Source organism: Burkholderia sp. Tr-862, assembly GCF_011753085.1.
GTDB classification, from domain to species: domain Bacteria; phylum Pseudomonadota; class Gammaproteobacteria; order Burkholderiales; family Burkholderiaceae; genus Burkholderia; species Burkholderia ambifaria.
Window position 1 is genome coordinate 27,383 of sequence record NZ_VWWG01000021.1, and the last position, 21,315, is coordinate 48,697.

The 21,315-nt window shown below is 66.6% G+C and carries 21 protein-coding genes; 3 read left to right on the plus strand and 18 right to left on the minus strand.

Annotated features, from left to right (window positions below):
• Nucleotides 1-7 precede the first annotated feature (7 nt).
• From F3J14_RS09480 to F3J14_RS09555, 16 genes are read right to left on the minus strand one after another with little or no spacing between them, the layout of a single operon-like run.
• A complete protein-coding gene (locus F3J14_RS09480; protein ID WP_166722748.1) occupies nucleotides 8-1,246 on the minus strand; it encodes a beta-ketoacyl synthase N-terminal-like domain-containing protein in 1,239 nt (412 codons plus the stop codon).
• Nucleotides 1,243-2,472, minus strand: coding sequence for a beta-ketoacyl-ACP synthase (locus F3J14_RS09485; protein WP_166722749.1), 1,230 nt, complete (start codon nucleotides 2,470-2,472; stop codon nucleotides 1,243-1,245). Before F3J14_RS09485 ends, F3J14_RS09480 begins: the two co-directional genes overlap by 4 nt.
• Nucleotides 2,472-3,197 (minus strand): 3-ketoacyl-ACP reductase FabG2, encoded by a 726-nt coding sequence (locus tag F3J14_RS09490; RefSeq protein WP_166722750.1) that lies wholly within the window; start codon nucleotides 3,195-3,197, stop codon nucleotides 2,472-2,474. Before F3J14_RS09490 ends, F3J14_RS09485 begins: the two co-directional genes overlap by 1 nt.
• Entirely contained in the window at nucleotides 3,194-3,697 is a 504-nt protein-coding gene (locus tag F3J14_RS09495; protein WP_166722751.1) for a hotdog family protein, read from the minus strand. Before F3J14_RS09495 ends, F3J14_RS09490 begins: the two co-directional genes overlap by 4 nt.
• Nucleotide 3,698: 1 nt before the next feature.
• On the minus strand, nucleotides 3,699-4,886 hold the full coding sequence (locus F3J14_RS09500) for a beta-ketoacyl-[acyl-carrier-protein] synthase family protein (protein ID WP_166722752.1): 1,188 nt from the start codon (nucleotides 4,884-4,886) through the stop codon (nucleotides 3,699-3,701).
• Nucleotides 4,883-7,294: an MMPL family transporter gene (locus F3J14_RS09505; RefSeq protein WP_166722753.1), complete on the minus strand. Its 2,412-nt coding sequence runs from the start codon at nucleotides 7,292-7,294 to the stop codon at nucleotides 4,883-4,885. Before F3J14_RS09505 ends, F3J14_RS09500 begins: the two co-directional genes overlap by 4 nt.
• Nucleotides 7,291-7,914, minus strand: a complete 624-nt coding sequence (locus F3J14_RS09510) for an outer membrane lipoprotein carrier protein LolA (protein ID WP_247682179.1) — start codon at nucleotides 7,912-7,914, stop codon at nucleotides 7,291-7,293. The genes F3J14_RS09505 and F3J14_RS09510 overlap by 4 nt, the downstream gene beginning before the upstream one ends.
• A gap of 44 nt (nucleotides 7,915-7,958) precedes the next feature.
• Nucleotides 7,959-8,387 (minus strand): thioesterase family protein, encoded by a 429-nt coding sequence (locus tag F3J14_RS09515; RefSeq protein ID WP_166722755.1) that lies wholly within the window; start codon nucleotides 8,385-8,387, stop codon nucleotides 7,959-7,961.
• Entirely contained in the window at nucleotides 8,384-9,994 is a 1,611-nt protein-coding gene (locus F3J14_RS09520) for an aromatic amino acid ammonia-lyase (RefSeq protein ID WP_166722756.1), read from the minus strand. The genes F3J14_RS09515 and F3J14_RS09520 overlap by 4 nt, the downstream gene beginning before the upstream one ends.
• Nucleotides 9,981-11,687 (minus strand): glycosyltransferase family 2 protein, encoded by a 1,707-nt coding sequence (locus tag F3J14_RS09525; RefSeq protein ID WP_166722757.1) that lies wholly within the window; start codon nucleotides 11,685-11,687, stop codon nucleotides 9,981-9,983. Before F3J14_RS09525 ends, F3J14_RS09520 begins: the two co-directional genes overlap by 14 nt.
• Nucleotides 11,684-13,375 carry an AMP-binding protein gene (locus tag F3J14_RS09530; RefSeq protein ID WP_166722758.1) on the minus strand — a complete coding sequence of 564 codons (1,692 nt, stop codon included), beginning with the start codon at nucleotides 13,373-13,375 and terminating at the stop codon, nucleotides 11,684-11,686. The genes F3J14_RS09525 and F3J14_RS09530 overlap by 4 nt, the downstream gene beginning before the upstream one ends.
• A complete protein-coding gene (locus tag F3J14_RS09535) occupies nucleotides 13,372-14,013 on the minus strand; it encodes a hypothetical protein (protein ID WP_211080340.1) in 642 nt (213 codons plus the stop codon). The genes F3J14_RS09530 and F3J14_RS09535 overlap by 4 nt, the downstream gene beginning before the upstream one ends.
• Entirely contained in the window at nucleotides 14,010-14,258 is a 249-nt protein-coding gene (locus F3J14_RS09540; protein WP_166722759.1) for an acyl carrier protein, read from the minus strand. The genes F3J14_RS09535 and F3J14_RS09540 overlap by 4 nt, the downstream gene beginning before the upstream one ends.
• Complete coding sequence (locus F3J14_RS09545; RefSeq protein ID WP_011658619.1) at nucleotides 14,255-14,560, minus strand: phosphopantetheine-binding protein; 306 nt, start codon at nucleotides 14,558-14,560, stop codon at nucleotides 14,255-14,257. The genes F3J14_RS09540 and F3J14_RS09545 overlap by 4 nt, the downstream gene beginning before the upstream one ends.
• Entirely contained in the window at nucleotides 14,535-15,329 is a 795-nt protein-coding gene (locus F3J14_RS09550; protein ID WP_166722760.1) for a lysophospholipid acyltransferase family protein, read from the minus strand. Before F3J14_RS09550 ends, F3J14_RS09545 begins: the two co-directional genes overlap by 26 nt.
• Nucleotides 15,313-16,008 carry a beta-ketoacyl synthase chain length factor gene (locus F3J14_RS09555; protein ID WP_166722761.1) on the minus strand — a complete coding sequence of 232 codons (696 nt, stop codon included), beginning with the start codon at nucleotides 16,006-16,008 and terminating at the stop codon, nucleotides 15,313-15,315. The genes F3J14_RS09550 and F3J14_RS09555 overlap by 17 nt, the downstream gene beginning before the upstream one ends.
• 308 nt (nucleotides 16,009-16,316) lie before the next feature.
• Between F3J14_RS09555 and F3J14_RS09560 the strand changes: the two genes are divergently transcribed.
• Both F3J14_RS09560 and F3J14_RS09565 read left to right on the plus strand, forming a co-directional pair.
• Entirely contained in the window at nucleotides 16,317-16,904 is a 588-nt protein-coding gene (locus tag F3J14_RS09560; RefSeq protein WP_166722762.1) for a YigZ family protein, read from the plus strand.
• Between the two features lie 205 nt (nucleotides 16,905-17,109).
• Nucleotides 17,110-17,397, plus strand: a complete 288-nt coding sequence (locus F3J14_RS09565; RefSeq protein WP_166722763.1) for an H-NS histone family protein — start codon at nucleotides 17,110-17,112, stop codon at nucleotides 17,395-17,397.
• Nucleotides 17,398-17,452: 55 nt separating this feature from the next.
• On the opposite strand, the gene ppk2 is transcribed toward F3J14_RS09565, so the two are convergent.
• Both ppk2 and ggt read right to left on the minus strand, forming a co-directional pair.
• Nucleotides 17,453-18,403, minus strand: a complete 951-nt coding sequence (ppk2, locus tag F3J14_RS09570; protein ID WP_166722764.1) for a polyphosphate kinase 2 — start codon at nucleotides 18,401-18,403, stop codon at nucleotides 17,453-17,455.
• A gap of 224 nt (nucleotides 18,404-18,627) precedes the next feature.
• Entirely contained in the window at nucleotides 18,628-20,349 is a 1,722-nt protein-coding gene (gene ggt, locus F3J14_RS09575) for a gamma-glutamyltransferase (RefSeq protein WP_166722765.1), read from the minus strand.
• Between the two features lie 396 nt (nucleotides 20,350-20,745).
• On the opposite strand from ggt, the gene F3J14_RS09580 reads away from it, so the two are divergent.
• Nucleotides 20,746-21,270 carry a metal-dependent hydrolase gene (locus F3J14_RS09580; RefSeq protein WP_166722766.1) on the plus strand — a complete coding sequence of 175 codons (525 nt, stop codon included), beginning with the start codon at nucleotides 20,746-20,748 and terminating at the stop codon, nucleotides 21,268-21,270.
• Nucleotides 21,271-21,315: the final 45 nt, after the last annotated feature.

Here is a 21,315-nt window from a genome sequence, read left to right on the forward strand (position 1 = left end):
GTTCACTTCAATCGCCCTTCCAGGCGTCCAACAACACACTGGCACAGCTGCCGCCGAATCCGAACGAAACCGACAGCGCGCGTTCGATCGAGCATTCGCGCGCGGTACGCACGAGCGGCATGCCGGCGATCGCCGGATCGGGCTCGAGGCCGACCGCGGTACCCGCGACAAACCCGTCGCGCATCATCAGCATCGTGTAGATCGCTTCGTGCGCACCGCTCGCGCCGAGCGGATGTCCCGTCATTCCTTTCGTCGACGAGAATGCCGGCACGTCGCCACCGAATACGTCGCGGAGCGCCTCGAGTTCCTCGGTGTCGCCGAGCGGCGTCGACGGCGCATGTGTGTTGACGTAGTCCGGACGCCGCCCGCTGCCGTCGAGCGCGCCACGCATCGCGCGCGCGATCCCCGGCGCATGAGGCGCCGCCATGCCGGCGTTGTCCGTGCATTGGCCGAACCCGCTGATTTCCGCGTAAATTCGTGCACCGCGCGCACGCGCATGCTCGAGCGATTCGAGCACGAGAATGCCCGCACCCGACGCGATCACGAAGCCGTCGCGGCCGAGCGCATACGGGCGCGACGCGCGCTCCGGCGTATCGTTGAAACCGCTCGACAACGCGCCCATCGCGTCGAACATCAGCGTCATGTTGTCGTGCAGTGCCTCGCTCCCGCCGGCCAGCACGATGTCCTGGTACCCGGAGCGAATCCAGTGCGCCGCCTGCCCGATCGCCAGCGCCGCGCTCGTGCAGGCGGACGACGGCGAGTACGACACGCCTTCGATGCCGAACAATTGCGCGACGCATGCCGACGCCGTGCTGCTCATCGCTTTCGGCACGACATAAGGCGGCGTCTTCTCGATACCGCGATGCCGCGCGATCTCCATCGCGTCGTCGTAGTCGGCTATCGATCCGATGCCCGACCCCACGATCGCGCCCGCGCGCGGCGAACGCAGCATCCCGGCGTCGAGCCCTGCATCGTCGAGTGCCGACGCGGCCGCATGCGCGGCGAACCGCGCCGTGTCGCCCATGAAGCGCTCGTGCTTGCGCGCGAATCGCGCCGCCGACGCCACGCTCGCCACCCCGGCGACCTGACTGCGAAAACCGCGCTCGCGCCACGTGTCGACGCGGCTCACCCCCGAGCGGCCGGTGCGCAGCGCGTCCGATACTTCGGCAAGCGAATTGCCGAGGCACGACACGATGCCGAGCCCCGTGACCACGACGCGCGTCGCCGCGCCGCCGCCCGCCGTCATGCGCCGATCCGGCGGAAGATCAACGACGTGTTGATCCCGCCGAACGCGAAGTTGTTGCTCATCACGAATTCCGCATCGATCCGGCGTGCGTCGCCGATGATGTAGTCGAGCGGCGCGCAAGCCGGATCGACCGTGGTGAGATTGAGCGTCGGCGCATACCAGTTGCGCTTCATCATTTCAATCGTCCACCATGCCTCGAGTGCGCCGCACGCGCCGAGCGTGTGACCCACATAGCTTTTCAGCGAACTGATCGGCATGCGTTGGCCGAACACGGACGCCGTCGCATGACTCTCCGCCACGTCGCCCCGATCGGTCGACGTACCGTGCGCGTTCACGTAGCCGATCGCGTCGGCATCGAGCGCCGCATCACTCAGCGCGAGACGCATGGCGACCGCCATCGTCTCGGCGGTCGGCTGGGTAATGTGCGCACCGTCGGAATTGCAGCCGAAGCCGACGATCTCCGCATGGATCGTCGCGCCGCGCGCGACCGCGTGCTCGTACTCCTCGAGCACAAGCGTCGCCGCGCCCTCGCCAACCACCAGACCGTCGCGATCGGCGTCGAACGGGCGTGGCGTCAGGTGCGCGGCATCATTGCGCGTACTGGTCGCATACAGGGTATCGAATACGGCCACCGCCGGGCCGGACAATTCTTCCGCGCCGCCCGCCAGCATCAGCGCTTGTTTGCCCGCCGCAATCGCTTCGTACGCGTAGCCGATCGCCTGGCTGCCGGACGCGCATGCGGACGACGTCGGCACGATCCGGCCTTTCAGATCCCAGAACAGGCTGACGTTGACGGCCGTGGTATGGGGCATCATCTGCACGTAGCTGTTCGACGTGACGTCCCGCATCGAGCCCGTTTCGAGCATCGTGCCGAATGCCCGGATCGGTTCGACCGATCCCGACGACGATCCGTACGCGACACCCATCCGGCCGTCACGGATCGATGCATCGTCGGACAACCCCGCATCCTCCAGCGCCAGTTCGCTCGCTCGCACCGCGTACATCGACACCGGCCCCATCGAACGCGTCTTCTTGCGCGGATACGTGGGCGGCAGCTCGAACGCCGGCAACGGACACGCAAGCCGCGTATGCAGCGCCTCGAAGCAGTCCCATTCCGGCATGCGCCGCACCGCGTTGCGCCCGTCGCGCAAGCGCGCTTCGATTTCCGGCCAGCGTTGACCAAACGCGGTCACACCGCCCATTCCCGTCACGACCACTCGCTTCATCACACCATCCCGCCGTTGACGCCGATCACTTGCCGGGTGACGTAGCTCGCCGCATCCGACATCAGGAAACCGACCACCGCCGCGACTTCGTCGGGCTGGCCGACGCGGCCCATCGGCACGGTCTTCAATGCGTGTTCCAGCGGCACATCGTCGAGCATGCCGGTGTCGACCAGCCCGGGCGCCACGCAATTGACCGTGATCCTGCGCGACGCCAGCTCGACCGCCAGCGCCTTGGTCGCGCCGATCAGCCCGGCCTTCGCGGCGCTGTAATTGACTTGGCCGCGATTACCCATCACGCCGGACACGGACGCGATCGTCACGATGCGGCCGCCGCCGCGCAGGCGCACCATCGGCATGGTCAGCGGATGAACGACGTTGTAGAAGGCGTCCAGCCCGGTTTCGATCACGATGTCCCAGTCCTCTTCGGACAGCGCCGGAAACGCGCCATCCCGCGTCACGCCCGCGCAACAGACGATCCCGTAGTACGCGCCATTCGTTTCGACATCGGCCTCCAGTTCCCGCCGGCACGCCGCACGGTCGCGCACGTCGAACTGCAGCACGCTTGCCGTGCCGCCCTGCGCGCGAATCGTCGCGGCCACGGCTTCCGCGTCGTCGCGGCCGGTGCGGCAATGCACGGTCACGGCGAAACCGTCGGACGCCGCGCGCAGCGCCACGGCGCGGCCGATGCCGCGACTCGCTCCTGTCACGAGAACTCGCCGAGTCATGAATTGAAGCTCCCCTCGATAAAAGATTGAAAATCGTTCGGTTGGTACACCTTGACGACGGCTTCCGCGCAACACTGGCCGTCGGCATGAATCGCGCATTCGTACGCGCCATGCCCCTCATCGCCGCGCAGCAATTCCCGCGCGACGATGCGCAGCGTCGTGTCGGCGCCGAACGCCGTGCGATGCGCGAGATAGCGGTTGGCCCCGAGCAACACGCCCGGTTTCGCGCGGCCGCCCGCATGCGCTGCGAGCAGGCCGACATGCGCGGCGATCGCCTGCGCCATCAGCTCGATGCCGATCCACGCCGGCATCGCGCCATTGCCGTCGACATACCACGCATCGCGGCGCGCGAGCGCGCTGACCTCGATGCCGGTTTCCGAGCAGCGCTCGATCGCGTCGAGCAGCAGCATCGTGCCGCGATGCGGCAAGACGTCACGCACGTTGCCGACGGGAATATCCGCGCCGCCATGCAGCGCGTCGATCAATGGTCCTGCAGCCATGTCAGCCCCCCAGAATCAGGCTGGCATTGCTGCCGCCGAATGCGAACGAATTGCTCATCACGTAGCGTCCTGTTGCAGCGCCGGCCAGACGATGCTCGCGGTCGACCAGGTCGAGTCCCGGCAGCGCCGGGTCGCGCTCGCCGTCCCAGACGTGCGTCGGCAGCGCGATCCCGCGCGCCAGCGTCAGCCAGCCGAATCCAAGCTCGGTCGCGCCCGCCGCGCCGAGCATGTGTCCTGTCAGCGGCTTGGTCCCGCTCGCCGGTACGCCGTGCGGAAACACCCGTGCCATCATGTTCGCTTCCATCTCGTCGTTCAGCCGCGTCGCCGTCGCGTGCAGGTTCACGTAGCCGATCGCGGACGATGCCACGCCGGCGTCCGCGAGCGCGGCGCGCAGCGCGTCCTCCGCGCCGCAGCCCGCCGGATCCGGCGCCGAGATGTGGTGCGCATCGCTCGACTCGCCGACGCCGGCCAGCCGGACCGCCGCTTCATCGCGACTCATCACGAACAGTGCGGCGCCTTCGCCGATATTGATTCCGTTCCGGTTTCGGCTCATCGGGTTGGTCCGACCCGGGCTGACCGATTCGAGCGACGCGAAACCCTGCAGCGTCAGCTCGCACAGCGAATCCGCGCCGCCGACGACGACCGCGTCGCACAGCTTCAGCCGCAGCAGGCGGCGCGCGGCCGCGAATGCCTTGGCACTCGATGTGCATGCGGTCGACAGCGTATAGGCTGGCCCGGCCACACCCAGCACCGCGCGCACGAACGGCGCCGCCGTGCCGATTTCCATCTGTCGATAATCGAATCCGGCAGGCATCGTTCCCGTCGCGGCACGCTGCGCAAGCGCCTGCTCCGCCGCCTGGATGCCGGACGTACTCGTGCCGATCACGACACCGATCCGGCGCGGACCGTAACGTGCGATCGCCGCGTCGACGAAGGATCCGATCTGCGCCAGTGCGGCAAGCAACAGCCGATTGTTCCTGCAATCGAAATGCACGAGCGAGGTTGGCGGCTCGACGTCCAGCGCGGCACGCACGCTCCCGATCCAGCCGCCGGCAACGCCATCGGTACGCGCCGCCATGCCCGGCGCGACGCCGGCGTGCAATGCGTCGACGATTTCGTCGGTGGTTGCGCCGAGCGCGTTGATCATGCCGGGCGCGGACAGGTAGACCGGCGTCAGTCTGGAATTCATGCGCGCCCCTCCTTCGCGGACGGCGTGGCAAGCGGCGCGAACAGCACCGAAAAAACGATCCCCATCGCGAGAGTCGTGCCAAAGCTGCGCAACGCGGGCATCGCGCTCGCGCCGAGCATCCCGAACGACAGCAACGTCGTGGCCGCCGACAGCAGCACGCCGGTCCATACGGCGCCGAGACCGGCCGCGTCCCGCATGCAGCCTTCCCGGAGGAACACCGCGTAGTTGGCGCCCACGCCGAGCACCAGCATCAGCGCAAGCCAATTGAAAAGCGTGAGCGGCACCCCCGCATAGCCGAACGCCGCGAGCGTCAACGCGATGGCGAACACGACCGGCAACGTCGTCGCAATACCGCCGCGCACGCCGTATCGCCACATCAGCAGCGCGGCGACCACGACCAGCGCCCCGGCCAGCCACAGGCCGCTGTCGACCCGATAGGCGCCGAACAGGCTCGACACGCTCGCGGCCTTGTCGACCCACGACACGCCCGGCAGTGAGCGCGCAAGCGCAGCGAAAGTCGCCCCGTTCGCCGCGTCGACCCGTTCCGGAATCGCCAGTGCCGCATCGACGGGACCGGTGCCGCCGTCGACTCGCCCGAGCCACAGATGCCGGAACGGGGCCGACCAGCGTGCCGCCAGCCACGTATCGACGGACAGCGTCGCCGGGGCATCGACGGAATACGCGCGAATCCACGCGTCGGCAACCTCGTCGCGGAAGCCCGCGTGCGCCAGGGTCGCACGCAGTGCGGCGGCGTCGGCAAACACGTGCGTGCCCAGCACGGCGCGATTGTGTGCCTGCTGCTTCGCCGACGGCACGAACGTCGCGATCGACTGGACGCGGCCGACCCGCTGCTGATCGAGCGCCGCGAGCAGCGCCTCGGAACGCTCGAGCACCTCTTCCGGCGACGCGCCATGGACGACGAAGAACTGTGCGGTGTTTGCCAGCCCGACCGCCGCGCGGATATTGCTTTCCTGTCGAGCGAGGCCCACATCGCGCTGGATCAGCAGATGAATGTCGTCGTCGCTCTTCAGGACGACCCACCCCGGAATCGCAACCAGCGCCACCAGTACGGCGGCGGCCACGGCGCGCCGCCCTGCGAGCAGCGACTGCCAGCCGTTCAGCAGGCGAGCCGCACACGAGAACACGCGGGACGGCGCGCTCCGGGGCCCCTGGGTCAGCATGAGCGGCAAAAATCCGGTAACCGCCGCGAACGCGCTGAGGATCCCGACGATCGCAAAGCATGCGATCTGCTTGAGTGCCGGGAACGGCACCCACATCAGGATCGCGTAACCCAGCAGGCTGGTCGCCAGCGCCACCGCGAGTGCCGGCCTGACCGCCGCCGCGCCGCGCCGCGCATCCCATTGCCGCCCCGCTGAAAGGTAGGCGACGAAATACTGGATCGAATAGTCGACGGCCTCGCCGATCAGGCTCACGCCGAACACCAGCGTCAGCAGGTGCAGCTTGCCGAATATCAACAGCGTCGCGGCCAGCGCACACACGATGCCGAATGCCGTCGACGCAAACGCGAGCACCAGCAGACGCGGCGACCGGAATACGCTCATCAGCAGCAGCGCGATGCCGGCCAGCGACACCGCGCCGATCACGTGCACGTCGCGCTCGGCACTGGCGCGCGCCGCTTCGGCATAGAACACGGCGCCGGCCCGTTCGACGCGAACGCCGCGGAAGTCGGCCGCAAGTGCACGTTCCGCATCGGCAGTCGCGACACGTACCGCATGTTGGACACTGGATTCATAGGCCGACCCCGCCAGCGACGTCATCACGAGCACGCCCGTTGCGCCGGCGCGATGCGACACCAGCATGCCGTCTTCGAGCGACAGGTTCGATGCCGCGAGCGGCAGCTCGCCGAGCCAGTGTTGCAGCCAGCCAAACGGATCGTCCGCCACGGCAGTCTGCAGACCGTCGACGGGCGGCGCGTAGAGCCGCCGGACGAGCCGTTCGCCGAGCGCGGCGTCGCCTTGTTCGAGCGACCGGCGATCCGCGTCCGTCAGCAGACCGAAACGGGCCGGCATATAGGTTGCCGCGATCTGCGACAGGTCGAACGGCGGCACTTCGACCGTCACCGAACGAAATGCCCCGCTCGCATCGAGCCGCGCGCCAAACTGCTTCGCGGCGGCCTTGGCGCGGTCGGCGTCCCGATCGGTCACCAGATAGACGGTGCGATTGCCGAGCACATCGCCGAGCACGTCGACGGCTCGTTCGGCAACCGGATTCGCTTCGGTGGCCGGCAGCAACGCAAGCAGGTTCGTCTGCAACGGTGCGGGGCCGCTGAAGCGCCACAGGATGAACGCGATCGCAACCAGCGCGACGATCAGCCATGCGGCGCACAGCACGCACCGCCGGCCGCGCTCGCCCGATGCGTCGATCGCGTCCCGCGCCGTATTCATCATCGTGTCTCCAGCCAACCGCGCTCGACTGGCGCGGGCGCGTCGACCGGCGTCGGCCGCACGAACTCGAGCACGGTCACATTGCCGTTCGCAAACGTCATGTCGAGCTTGCCGAGATAGGCACCGCCGCTCATTTCGAGCACGCGGATCGCCTGTGCGAGCTGCGGCTGGTTCGGCCGCAACACCATCCGCCACCGTTCCGGTGTGCCGCTCGCTTCGACGTCGAATTGCGCATACAGTGCCGACAGGTCACCGCCGAGCATGTCGCGCATCATGCGCGACACTTGCGCGACGCCGCGGCCACCGCCGCCCGGCGCGACGAGGCGTCCATCCGCCCCGACCTCACGCATGCCGCCGTCCGTAATCACATAGGTGGCCTTGTAGGGTGTCTCGATGCGCCAGACGACGCCCGACCTGCGATCGAACAACATCGATCCTGTGCTGACGAGCGGCTGCTTCATCGCCGACAGCGTCTGTGTCTGCCGAAAATCCGCGCGAATCGCGCCGACTCGTGCCAGCCGCGTCGCGACATCGGCAACGAGCGCGGCGTTCGCCGGCCGGGCCACCGCTGCGGCCGCGCTCGGCGCCGGAGCGCCCGCCAGCTCGCCGCCGGCGAGCATCATGCATGCGCCGAGTATCGGCGCCGCAAACCGTCGGTAGCGCAGCGTCAGGCCCATTGCGCATGCACCCTTTCGATCAAGGCCGGCGGCGACACGAACTGCAGTTCGCGCGTCGTCGCATCGATCGCCAGTTGCACCGTATAGCCCTTCGTCAAACGCTCGCCCGAGGCCGCGTCGAGGATGTCGTAACCGATCTTCAGCCGGTTCTCGAATTCGAGGAGCGTCGCGCGCACGTCGAGCTGCTGGCTGTAATGGGCGGGGCGAACGTATTTCAGATGCGCCTCCACCACGGGCCACACGTAGCCCGACGCCAGCATCGCCGGATAGTCGTAGTCGATCATCCGCAGCAGTGCGGCGCGGCTGCTTTCGAAGTACTTCAGGTAATGCCCGTGCCAGCAGACATTCATTGCGTCGACATCGTGGAACAGCACCTCGACGCGTGCGGTCGCGGTGAGCGGCGGACGGTTCTCGTTCATGCCGCCTCCCCGCGCCGGCATCCGCCGGACGATCCGCCAATCGGCTCGCAGGCGGCCAGGCGCGCGGTCAGCGCGCGCAGCTCCGCTTCGAGCGGCCGGTCCTCGACCACCAGCGGCGATTGGCGATCCACATCGTCGATGAACGCGCGCAGCGCGGGCGAAAGCTGCGTGCGCGGGTCGTTGCGCAGCCGCAGACGGACGGCCTGCACGGTCGCAAGCACGTGCGCCGCAGCGACCTGCTCCGTCAGCGCCAGCACGCGCAGGCAATCGCGCGCGGCGATCGTTCCCATGCTGACCTTGTCCTGGTTGTGCGACTCCGTCGAGCGCGAGAACACGCTCGCCGGCATCGTGTGCTTCAGCGCCTCCGCCGTCCATGCGGAAGACGAGATCTGCACCGCCTTGAACCCGTGGTTGATCGCAGCGCGCTCCCCGGTCGCCCCCGTCAGGTTGCGCGGCAGTCCGTTGCTGAACTTGTCGTCGACCAGCAGCGCGAGCTGGCGATCCATCAGGTCCGCGAGGTTGGCCACCGCGGTCTTCAGTGCATCCATCGCGAACGCGATATGGCCGCCGTAGAAATTGCCGCCGTGCAGGACGCACCCTTCGTCCGGATCGATCAGCGGATTGTCGTTCGCACTGTTCAGTTCGTTCTCGATATCGCGACGCATCCACGACAACGCGTCGCGCACCACGCCGATCACGTGCGGCGCGCACCGGACCGAGTAGCGATCCTGCAGGCGCCGCCCCGGCAATTCGTCGCGCCCGGCCAGGTCGGCGCGTATCCATGCGGCCGCCTCGGCCTGCCCCGCATGCGGCTTCGCGTCGAACAGCCGCGCATCGAAGTGCCCCGCCCGTCCGTCGAGCGCGACCGTCGTCAATGCCGTCAGGCGGGCAGCTATCGACGTCAGGTGCTCGGCTCGCGCGAACGCGAGGCAGGCCAGCCCCGTCATGACCGCCGTGCCGTTCATCAGCGCGAGCCCTTCCTTCGGCGCAAGCGTGAGCGGCGCGCGATCGATCGCGCGCCATACGTCCCGCGCGTCCCGCTCGTCGCCGGCGAACGATACGGTGCGCTCGCCGACCAGCGCCGCGGCGACGTAGGACAGCGGTGTCAGGTCGCCGCTTGCGCCGACCGAGCCTTCCGACGGAATGCGCGGCAGGATGCGGTGATTCACCAGATCGGCCAGCCGCTCCAGCAATGTGAACCGCACGCCCGAGTAACCGAACGCGAGCGAATTGAGCCGTGCGACGATGACGGACAACGTCTGCGTCGCGTCGAACCAGTCGCCCATCCCGCATCCGTGATAACGGGTCAGCTGCAGCGGCAACGCTTCGACGAGCGACGGCGGTACCTCGACCACGCATGCGTCGCCATATCCGGTCGTGACACCGTACAGGGTGCCGCCGTTCGCGAGATAGTCGCGCAACCAGGTTGCGCCGCGCTCGATCCGCGAGCGCCACGCGGGCGCCGCATTCAGCGCGACCGGCGCACCATCGCGGGCGATCGCGATGACGTCTTCGATCGTCAGATGCCGGTCGCCGATCACGACGGCCGGCCGGCTCGCGTCCGCCGCGGCGGTTGCCGAGACGTTCTTCATGTCATGCTCGGCCACGCGGACCTCCATCGGGCCGCGCCCAGAAATCGAAGAAGTTGAACCATTGATAGGGAGCCTTGCGGCAATAGTGTTCGAGCCGCGCGGCATAGCGCTGCGCCCATTGCGCGACGTGACTCGCGCGCTCGCGGCGCGGCAGCTCGATCCGGTCTGCGAACGGTTCGAAATAGAGCCGGTAGCCGCGCTGCTCCTTCAGGCAGAAGAACAGGTAGACCGGACAGCCGAGCGCATGGGCGAGAATGTACGGGCCCTGCGCGAACGGGGCCTGCGCGTCGAGAAAACGGGCGTCGACCGTTTTCCCCGAATCATGCGGCGGCACGCGGTCGCCGACGATCACGAGCAGTTCGCCCGCATCGATCCGCGACTGCATCATCATCGCCGTATCCGGCCCGAAGTCCGATACCTCGACGAGTTGCTTGCCGAATGCCTGGTTCGCGCCAGCCAGCACACCGGTAAAGCGCTTCGCGTGTTCGGTATAGACGATCGCCGTCACCTTCGTGTGCGCATCGCGCAGCGCAAGCGCCCGTGTCATCTCGAGATTGCCCAGATGCGCGCCGATCACGAGCGCACCGCGCCCGCTTGCGGCAAGCGCATCGAACGCAGACGAATCGTCGAAGCGCACGTCGAGTTCGTCGAGACGGCCGGACCATGCGACGAACTTGTCGAATCCCGCCTGCGCAAAGGCAAGCATGTGCCGATACGCACTGCGCCATCCCGGCTTCGGCACGGCCGCCGCTTGCGCGTCGCGCAGGCGCGCGATGTACGCATGCGAAGCGGTGCGCGCCGTGCGATTCGTCAGCACGAAATAGCCGACGATCGGATGCAGCCAGAGCGACGTGAAATCCTTGCCGAACCAGCGGCAACTCAGGGCCAGCAACGCCATGCCGATCCAGCTGCCGCGTTCCGGCATGCGCCACCATCCGCGCGTGCGCTCCGTCGCCGGCGCGCCGCGCCACCGGATGAGCCGGCGCGTCAGCAGCATCGGCGCGCGCACGAGCATCCCGGCGACGAGCCGCGTGTGGCTTGCGCTAATGCGCACGTTGTCGCGCCAGACGTCGAAATGCGACACGCCGTCGGCCGGGTAGACGACGCGCGTCTCGATCGTCCTGAACGTCAGGCCTCGCCAGTGCAGCCGGACCAGGATTTCGCTGTCGAAAGCCATCCGCGTCGGCATCGACACCGCGTCGATCAGTTCGCAGACGGCATCGACCGGATAAAGACGAAACCCGCACATCGCATCGGGAATGTCCAGCGACAGCGTTTCGATCCACACCCACGCGTGCGTGAGATAGCGGCCGTACAGGCGCGCCTTCGGCACGCTGTCGTCGAAACGTGGCCGACCGAGAATCACGGCGTCCGGCTCGGCCTGGGCGGCCGCAACGAACTTCGGCACGTCGTCGGCATCGTGCTGGCCGTCGGCATCGATCTGGATCGCGTGCCGGTATCCCTGGGTGCGCGCGGCACGCACGCCGGCCATGACCGCCGCACCTTTTCCACCGTTGACGGGCAACCGCAGCAGCGTCACGGAACCGGCATACTGCGCGGCCAGCGCGGCCAGCACCCGCTGGGTCGGCTCGTCGCTGCCATCGTCGACCACCAGAATCGGCAGGCCGTGCGCGACCAGGCGCGCCAGCGTGCCGCCGATCGCATCGCGATGGTTGTAGATCGGAATGACGATGCAGGTGCCGCTCATGCCGCCGCCGCGTCGTATACCAGTACGCCCGACGTGCATTCCCGGCCACCGCACCGAAACGCGAAGCGCGTGCAGCCGCGTACCGGATCATGCGCGATGCGCAGCGCCAGCACAGCGCCGGGCGGCACGGGTGCCTTGAACTTCAGGTGTTCGATCGAACGGATTTCCCGCGTGGCCGGCATCTCGCGGCCGGCAAGGCGCGCGGCCCAGTCGATCTGCACGACCCCGGGCAAGATGGGCAACCCTGGAAAATGCCCGTCGAAATGCGCGAGCGTGGGCGGCACGCGCAGCTCGTAATGCAACGCGTCGTCGCTGCGCCACGACGCGAGCAGCTCGAACCCCTCCGGCGTGGCCGTAAAGGCCGCCGCCAGCGCGGCGGCCGGCAGCTTCCCGCGTACATCGAACGGCATCGCGTGGCGGAACCGCCAGTAGCGCGGCAATGCGGCCGCATCGAAATAGGCACCGAGCGCATGCCGCAACGTCGTGGCAACGGCAATCCGCCCGTGCTCCGCCAGCGCGTCTCGCCCCGCCGCGCTCAACACCGCGACGACGCCAACGTGTGGCCGCGTCGCGCCGTCGACGACCACCGCGGCCGCCTGCTCGACATACTCATGCGCGAGTATCCGCGTCTCGAGCTCCGGCAACGAAACGCGCTTGCCGTCGAGCTTGATCACGCGATCGCGCCGTCCCGCGAGCGCGAAGCGCCCCTGCGCGTCGAATCGCGCGGTGTCGTCGGTGCGGTGCCAGCGATCGTGACCGAGATGCGCGGAGCGAACGCACAGTACGCCGTCGTCGTCGCAGCGCACGTCAACGCCCTTCAACGGCTGCCACGCGTGCGAGACGTCCTGACGCCGCCATGCGATGCCGCCGGTTTCGGTGCTGCCGAAGATCTCGAGCGGCGCCGCGCCGAAGGTGTTCGAATAGGCTGCTGCCGCATCGGCCGGCAGCGGGCCGCCCGACGAGAAGAACGCGCACGGCGCGGGGGCTTGCATCGGAAAACCGGACAACGCCGGCCAGCGCATCAGTTGCGACGGCGTCGAGACCACGACACCGCCGCCGTATTCGGCAAGCCGCTGCTGCAGTTGCAACGGCTCGAGCACCGGTGTCCGGTCGAACGCGCGGCCCGCCGCCAACGGCCACAGGATCCTGAACAGCAGCCCGTAGATGTGGTGATGCGGCACGCTCGACAGCGTCACCGCCGCGCCGACCCGGTCGGCCCATTCGCGCTGCAGCGTGCGCACTTCGGCATCGAGCTGCGCGAGCGACTTCCGCACCGGCTTCGCGACGCCGCTGCTGCCGGACGTATAAAGCGTCACCGCGGCAGTCGCGTCGATCGAGCGAACGGAGATGGCAGATACGCGCTCCGTGTCGTGCCCGCACGCGGCCAATGTCGGCGCATCCAGCACCAGGTCGTATGCATGGGCCAGATCGCCGAGATAGCCGGGCGCGTTGCTGGCCGGAATCACGATTTCGCCCTGCACCGCCGCGACCGCGAAGAATGCGCACGCGAAGTCGTACGGATCGTCCGTGCAGATCGCGACCCGTCGCGCGCCGCTCGCGTCGAGCGTCCGGGCGATGGCGTCCACGCGCGCGCGCCAATCGCCCAGCGTCAGCACCTCGGCGCCGTCGCGGCAGACTGTCGTTTCGCTATCCGCCGCGGCACACAGCATCTCGTGCAGCGCGATCATGCGACACCCGTGCGCTTTCGTCTGGCGGCAATGACAACGCTGCGCCACAGCCACTCGCCCGCAAGCAATGCACCGATCAGCACGTACGCGACGAAGCCGTTGTAAAGGGCCCATGATGCACGGCTCCAGTACAACGCGGTGTAGACCGAAAAGCCGCCGTTCACGATGAAGAATACGCACCACACCTGTGTGACGCGCCGCGTGTAACGAACGATTTCCGGACTCGGCTCGGGATAGGTCGATCGTGCGAATTTTTCGATCATTGTCGGACCGCGCCGCAGCGTCGCGCCGAACGCGACCAGCAAGCCGGCACTCACACATGCAGGATAGAGATGAAGAAGACGTTCGCTGTCCGTCACGGCAATCGCGACGGACAGCGCGGTCAATGCACCCGCCACGCACCAGTCGAGCGTCGTGAGCCGTCGCAGCGCCTTCGCGAGTGTGCCCTTGCCGACCGTGCGCTGAAGCCACAGCAATGCGACGAGCAGGCAACCGACGTAGCGCGGTGACATGCTTTGCCAGGCAAACAGGATGACGAGCGGATAGGCGACAAACAGCACCGCCCTGGCCGCCACGCCTGCCCAACGTGGCAAGCCGGTGCCGGTAGTCGCCCGCATGCCCGTCATCGCCATCGTCATGCGCGCGCGAGCAATGCGTGAACCGCGACGATGACATCGCCGACGGTGCGCACCGACTTGAATTCTTCCGGCTTGATGCGCTTGCCCGTCATCTCCTGAAGCTTGATGGCCAGATCGACCGCGTCGATGCTGTCCAGGTCGAGCTCTTCGAACAGGTGCGTTTCAGGTGTCACGCGCTCCGGCTCGATCGCGAAATTCTCGTGAAAAATGGCGCGGATGCGCTCCAGGATTTCTGCATCGGTCACGAGTGACTCCCCTTTTCCAGCACGGCTTCTTGCGATGCCTGATGCGACTGCTGTTCGGCAATGAACGCCGCCAGTGTGTTGATCGACCGAAAATGCGCTTTCGTGCGCTCGTCGTTCGCGGCGATCGTCAATTGAAACTTCTTGCGCAGCATGATGCCGACTTCGAGCGCATCGACGGAATCGAGGCCGATTCCGTCGGTCGAGAACAGCGGCGCATCGTCATCGATATCGTCCACCGTCATGTCGCTGAGATCGAGCATCTCGATCAGAAGCTGCTTAATTTGCAGTTTTAAAGTATCCATACTGAAACAGGCTTTGAGTAATATGCACTTCCACCTCTCGGGCAATACTGCGAGCGGCAATCGATGGCGACGTCACATCCGACGCCAGCCGGTTCAGATCCATCGGCTCAAGCACGTCTATGCGCATGCGAAACGCACGAGACGGCACGTGATACCACTGCAGGGTCTTGGTGAATACCGGCGGATCGCAATCGATCAGCACCGGCTGGATCCGGCTGCGCGACTGCAGCGCCATATGCGCGAAGCCGCGTGAGAACGCATGCAGACGATTGCCACCCGGGCTGCGCGTCCCTTCCGGGAAGACGATCATCGTGTAGCCCGCCGCCAGTTGCCGTGCGCCGGCCTCAACGAGACCGACGGCATCGGCATTGCTCACGTACTCGGCTGCGCGGACGATGCCCCAGAAACACGGGTTGCCCCAGTGGCCGCGCTTGACGACGCAGCAGGCCTTCGGCGTCAGCGACAGCAGCACCATGACGTCGAGCCAGGTTGGATGATTGGCGACAACGATGGCGGGGCCGTTCTTTGCAAGACGCTCGACGCCGCTCAGCTCGAGCTTCATCACGCCAATGCGCTGCAGCAGCGCGACCAGCACGCGGAAGAAATAATGGATGACGAGCGTCACGCAACGCTGGCGCGAGCGCCGATGCGGCCATAGCGCGCCGACGACGATCGCCAGCACCGAGAACACCGATCCGCAACACGCAAAAAACGCCAGGCTCATGCCGGTCGCGAACAGACGCCAGCCGTAGTCAAGCCGCGCGATCATGCCAGCTCCATCGCCAGAATGCGTGTTGACCACGCCACGACACCGTCGTGCGCGCCGACAGGCAGCGCAGCACTGCTGCGCTTTGCGTACTCGCCGCGTCGTCGGCAACGCGTGTGTCGCTCGCGCCGTCAACCTCCATTTCGCAGGTCAGATAGCCGACCGGCTCATCGGCGCCAAGCAGCACGGCAAGCCCGACGCTCTCCGGGTCGTCATCGACATCGCCGTATACAGGGTCGGCCGGTTCGTGCGCATAGACGAGCAACACCGGCGATGCCGGCGACGTGTCGTATTGGGAAAATGCTTCGAGCAGCGCGTAGCCGAGGGTTTCATGGCCGGCCGCGATCGCGGTCGCGGCCGATCGGTCGCGCCTTGCGATCCCGAATATGCCCGTGACCGCATTGAGAACGGAGAGACTGAAGGCCGTCGGGGAGACGGGTTCCGCGGCGCCGATGTCGGAGAGAATGCCGGTGGTACGCGTCAATTCGCCATGACGCGACGCGAATACCATTCGTAACGGATTTTCCGCTCCGGCGCAATCATAGGCAGCCTGAAGCGCGAGACGCGACAGCCGGCTCAAGCGGCGACGCACCATCGGATCGAGGGCTTCGACGCCCGGCACCCCCGCGGTCGAAATCGACGTCCATCTGGCGATTGGCATGGTCCAATGCAAATCGGCCATTGTTGTTCTCGTTGAGGTGACTTCTCTTGAGTGTTTTTATATAGCGCCGCCGCGTATCCGGCCGTTGCGCTCCGCTTTCCATGCCGAGTGACCGGCATCTCGGTGCGGCGGAACTGTAACAGGACTGTTACAAAAGATCAACGTTACGGCGTGGGACTTCTTCGATATTTAACCATTTATCAACTTCCCGGAAAGTCATGCATCGTCGGTTATCCCGACAATCCGCCGTCCGACGTACTTTGTACCGATCGTGCACCCAAATGGCTCATAATGTGCTCGATTCCGAATCTCCTTTTCCCTCCCGTTCAATGAGTTATTCGCTCGCCACCGAATACACCCGCGAGCTCGAAATCCGCAAGAGCCGCTTCATCGCACACGCGATCCCCGTCGACGACCGCGACGCCGCGATGCAGGCGCTGCAGCGCCTGCGTGACGAGCACCCGGCGGCCACCCACGTCTGCTGGGCGCTGCTCGCGGGCGGCCAGTCCGGCATGTCGGACGACGGCGAGCCCTCGGGCACCGCCGGCCGGCCCATCCTCGAAGTGCTGCGTCATCACGATCTCGACGGCGTGCTCGGCGCGGTCGTCCGTTATTACGGCGGTGTAAAGCTCGGCGCGGGCGGCCTGGTGCGCGCCTATACGGATGCGATCGCCTCCGCGCTGCTCGACGCCGAGCGCGTCGAACGCATTCGCCACACGCGGTTCGCGATCGAGATCGGCTATCCGGACGAAGCGCGCGTGCGCCGCTGGATCGAGCAGGCGGGTTACGAACTGGCGGACAGTGCGTACGGGATGACGGTGAAGCTCGTGATCAAGCTGCCGGAAAAGGCCGAAGCGGCGGCAAAAACCGAGCTGTTCGACCTGACGCAGGGGCGCTCGGGCTTCCCTGACCTGTGACGCGTTGCCGGCCGCGCGGCCTCGGTTCCCGGAATCACCACGATCCCCGCGAAAATTCAGATAAGTCCCATAGAAAAACCGCGCACCGAAATTTAATCTCCCTGCATTCCCGGTACGGCGCTTCGCAAATGGCTGGCCGGGCATGGGGCACGCCGCACCTCGCGCGTCGCCGACAATCAGAATTCAGACAGGGGATATCGGACGCATGCAACTGCAAGAACTGCAAGCCCAGCTCGCGGAACTCGATCGACGCATTCAGACGGCACGTCGCCGCGAACGCGATGCGGCACTGACGCAGGCGCGCCAGCTCGTGAAGGACTACGCGCTGACCGCGCGGGAAATCTTCGGGCAGGGCTACAGCGATCGCGCGAAGCTGTTCACGATCGGCGCGAAATATCGCGATCCGGCGACGGGCGCCACGTGGAGCGGACGCGGTCGCGCGCCCGCCTGGATCGCCGGCCGCGACCGTGCCGCGTTCCTGATCCGGGAATAACGCGCGCCGCGTTGCACGGCGCGACCCGGCGGTCGATCCAGCCGACCTGAACCGCTCAATAAACGTCCGGGACGATCATGCTGTCCGGCACCGGACGCCGAATGTAGTCCTCGTGATGCTCGCGCTGCGGCAGATCGATCGTCGGGCGCGGCACCTCGTGATACGGCACCTGGGTCAGCAGATGGCTGATGCAGTTCAGGCGCGCGCGCTTCTTGTCGACCGCCTGCACGACCCACCACGGCGCTTCGGGGATATGCGTGCGCTGCAGCATTTCTTCCTTGGCGGCCGTATAGGCTTCCCAGCGGCGGCGGCTCTCCAGATCCATCGGGCTCAGCTTCCACTGCTTCAGCGGATCCGCGATTCGGCTCTGGAAGCGCACTTCCTGCTCGTGATCGGTGATCGAGAACCAGTACTTGACGATCTGGATCCCGCTACGCACCAGCATCTTCTCGAACTCGGGTACGGAACGGAAAAATTCCTCGTACTCGTCGTCGGTACAGAAATTCATCACGCGCTCGACGCCCGCGCGGTTGTACCAGCTGCGATCGAACAGCACGATTTCGCCGCCGGCCGGCAGATGCGCGACATAGCGCTGGAAATACCATTGCGTGCGCTCGCGGTTGTTCGGCGCGGGCAGCGCCGCCACGCGGCACACGCGCGGGTTCAGGCGCTGCGTGATGCGCTTGATCGCGCCGCCCTTGCCTGCCGCGTCGCGCCCCTCGAAAATCACGACGAGACGGTGCCCCGTGCTCACGACCCAGTCCTGCAGCTTCACGAGCTCGCCCTGCAGCCGGAACAGCTCGCGGAAATACTGCTTGCGCGCTTCGCGGCGCTCCGGCGAGAACAGCAGATCCTCGCGGTTATCGAAACGGCGGTCGTCAAGCTCCATTTCGAGTTCTTCGTCGTACGCATCGACGAGGTCTTCCTCGAAATGGTGCCGGCGCGACTCGCCCGATGTCATATCGGTGAGGTCGTCGGTCTCGGTGCGGGTATCGTTATCGTCCATGGGGCCTCCTTCCTTCAATTGACGCAGCCATACTCCACCATTATCTCAGCGTCGCGCGTCAAATTGATGAAAAAGGGGGCGACCGGCTAGGGGCGACCGCTAGGGCGACCGGCTGGCGTCGAGCGCCCGCGAAGCCGCCGCACCATGAAAAATGCCGGGCACCGGCCCGGCATCGATTGCCGCGGGCCCGACCGTCACGACGGTCGCGCCCACGGCCTGCCCCGTCAGTGAATGATCCGCGTGACGCCGCGCCCGCGCGGATCGGCCATCGCCTCCGGCGTCTTGCCGTCGATCTTGATCACCTGGATGTCGCCGCTGAAGTCTTGCCCCTTCAGCGTGTAGCCGCGCGCCTCGATCTGCTTCGCGAGCTCGCCTTCGATCGGATGGTACGGCTCCCAGAAGATCGTGTTCGGCGGCAGCAGCTGGTGGTGGAAACGCATCGCGCCGACCGCCTCCTTCAACGGCATCTTGAAGTCGTAGATGTTGTTGATCACCTGGAAGATCGACGTGAAGATCCGCGAGCCGCCCGGCGTGCCGATCACGAGCGATACCTTGCCGTCCTTCGTCATGATCGTCGGCGACATCGACGACAACGGACGCTTCTTCGGCTCGATCGCGTTCGCATCGCTGCCGACCACGCCGAACATGTTCGCGACGCCCGGCTTCGCGGAGAAGTCGTCCATCTCGTCGTTCAGCACGATGCCGGTGCCGTCGGCGATCACGCCCGAACCGAAATAGCCGTTGATCGTGTACGTGTTCGATACCGCGTTGCCCCACTTGTCGACGACCGAGAAGTGCGTCGTTTCGGCCTTCTCCGGCATCGACGTGCCGAGTCCCGGCTGCACGCTCTTCGTGTCCGACGGCTCCTTCGGATTGACCTCGGCCGCACGCTTCGCGATGTACGAGTCGGCGGTGAGCTGCGCGATCGGCACCTTGTAGAAATCGGGATCGCCGAGGTATTGCGCGCGGTCGGCGAACACGCGTTTCTCGATTTCCGCGACCAGGTGGATGTACTGAGGCGAATTGAGCGTTACGCCGTCGAAGTCCTTCTTGAGATCGGCCTTCATCTTCAGCAACTGCACGAGGCCGATGCCGCCCGAACTCGGAGGCGGCGCGGTGATCACGTCATAGCCGTTCCACTTCGCCTGCACCGGCTGGCGCCACACCGCGCGGTATTGAGCGAGATCCTCGGTCGTGATCAGCCCGTTGCCGTCGCCGGTCTTCATCGAAGCCGCGATCAGCTCGGCCGTCTTGCCCTTGTAGAAACCTTCCGCGCCGCCGTTCGCGATCCGCGTGAGCACGTCGGCGAGATCGGGCTGCTTGAAGTTCGTGCCCGCCTTCAACCCGGAGAAGTACTTGTCGAAGTTGGTCTTGCCGCCGAACTCCTTCGACGCGTCGACGCCGCGCTGCGCCAGCTGCTCGTCGACCATGAAGCCGTCGCGCGCGTAGTGGATCGCCGGCGCGAGCACCTGCTTCCATTTCAGCTTGCCGAAGCGCTTCTGCGCTTCCCACATGCCCGCGACCGTGCCCGGCACGCCAGCCGCGCGCGGGCCGTACAGGCTCATGCCCTTGACGACGTTGCCCTCCTTGTCGAGGTACATGTCCTTCGTCGCGGCGAGCGGCGCGCGCTCGCGGTAGTCGATGAAGTACGGCTTGCCGTCCTTGTAGATCGTCATGAAGCCGCCGCCGCCGATGTTGCCGGCCTCCGGATACGTGACGGCAAGCGTGAACGCGATCGCGACAGCCGCGTCGATCGCGTTGCCGCCTTCCTTGAAGATCCGCTCCGCGGCATCCGCGCTGTACTTGTCGGCCACCGCGACCGCCGAACTCGTCAGGACCGCCGGCTGCGGACCCTTCGCATAGGCAGGCGCGTTCGGCAGGAAACCGACACCGGCCACCGTCGCGAGCACGACGGCGGATGTTTTGAAGCGATTCAGCGTAGTCATTGCATGTCCCCCATGTGGATCTTCTTTCAGGCGGGAAAGGCGCCCGATCCGCGCGTATCCGCTGGCTCGCCGGCGGACACCTGCGGCTTCGTAGTATAGGGGGACAAAAAGGGTCGAACACGCGACGCGCGATCAATGCGTGCAAATTGTGGGCGGCCGGTCGCTCACCCGGTAGAAAGGGGCATACGCATCGGTCGAAATTGCCTGCGCCGCCGGTCGTCGTGCAATGCACCAATCCGAAAGTTGCAAACCACTCCGCCGTCACGCCGTACATGCAAAAAAACGGCGCCTGAACCACCCGCTGTGCAGGCCGATCTGAGAAGATAGCCCCCCGCTTTCGCGCTGCGTCATCGCTTTCGCTCGCACGCCGCTTCACGTTTCTTCGTCCCGCTCCCTATGGCATCACACAATGCGCATCACGCGTCCGGCTTCGCGGCCGGCGTCGCCGCCGCCGTCCTCGTCGCGCAAACCGGCGCGACCGGCCCCTGGCACACTGGCCTGCTCGCCGCGTTCGCGGCCGGCGTCGCGGGCGGCACCGCGCCCGACTGGCTCGAAGTCGCATGGTGGACCCGCAAGCGCCGCCTGTGGATCACGCACCGCACCGTCACGCACTGGGGCATCGGCTGGATCGCGCTGCTCGCGCTCGGCTGGCACGGGCTCACGCATCATCCGCATCCGCTGTGGGCCGCGCCGCTGTTCGGCTTCGCATGCGGCGGCTTGATGCACCTGCTCGCGGACTGGCCGAATCCGCTCGGCGTGCCGTGGATCTGGCGGCGTCACTCGCTGAATCTGTGGAACAGCGGGCACTGCGACCTGATCATCGTGGCCGCCGCATGGGGCGGCACGCTGTGGCTCGCGCAGTCGCTGTGGACGCGCGCGCCGTTCCTCGAACACTGGCTCGGCTGGCTGCATCGCGTGTAATCGCGGACGGGGCCGCGCACCGGCCCCGCGCACGCCGAACGCAAG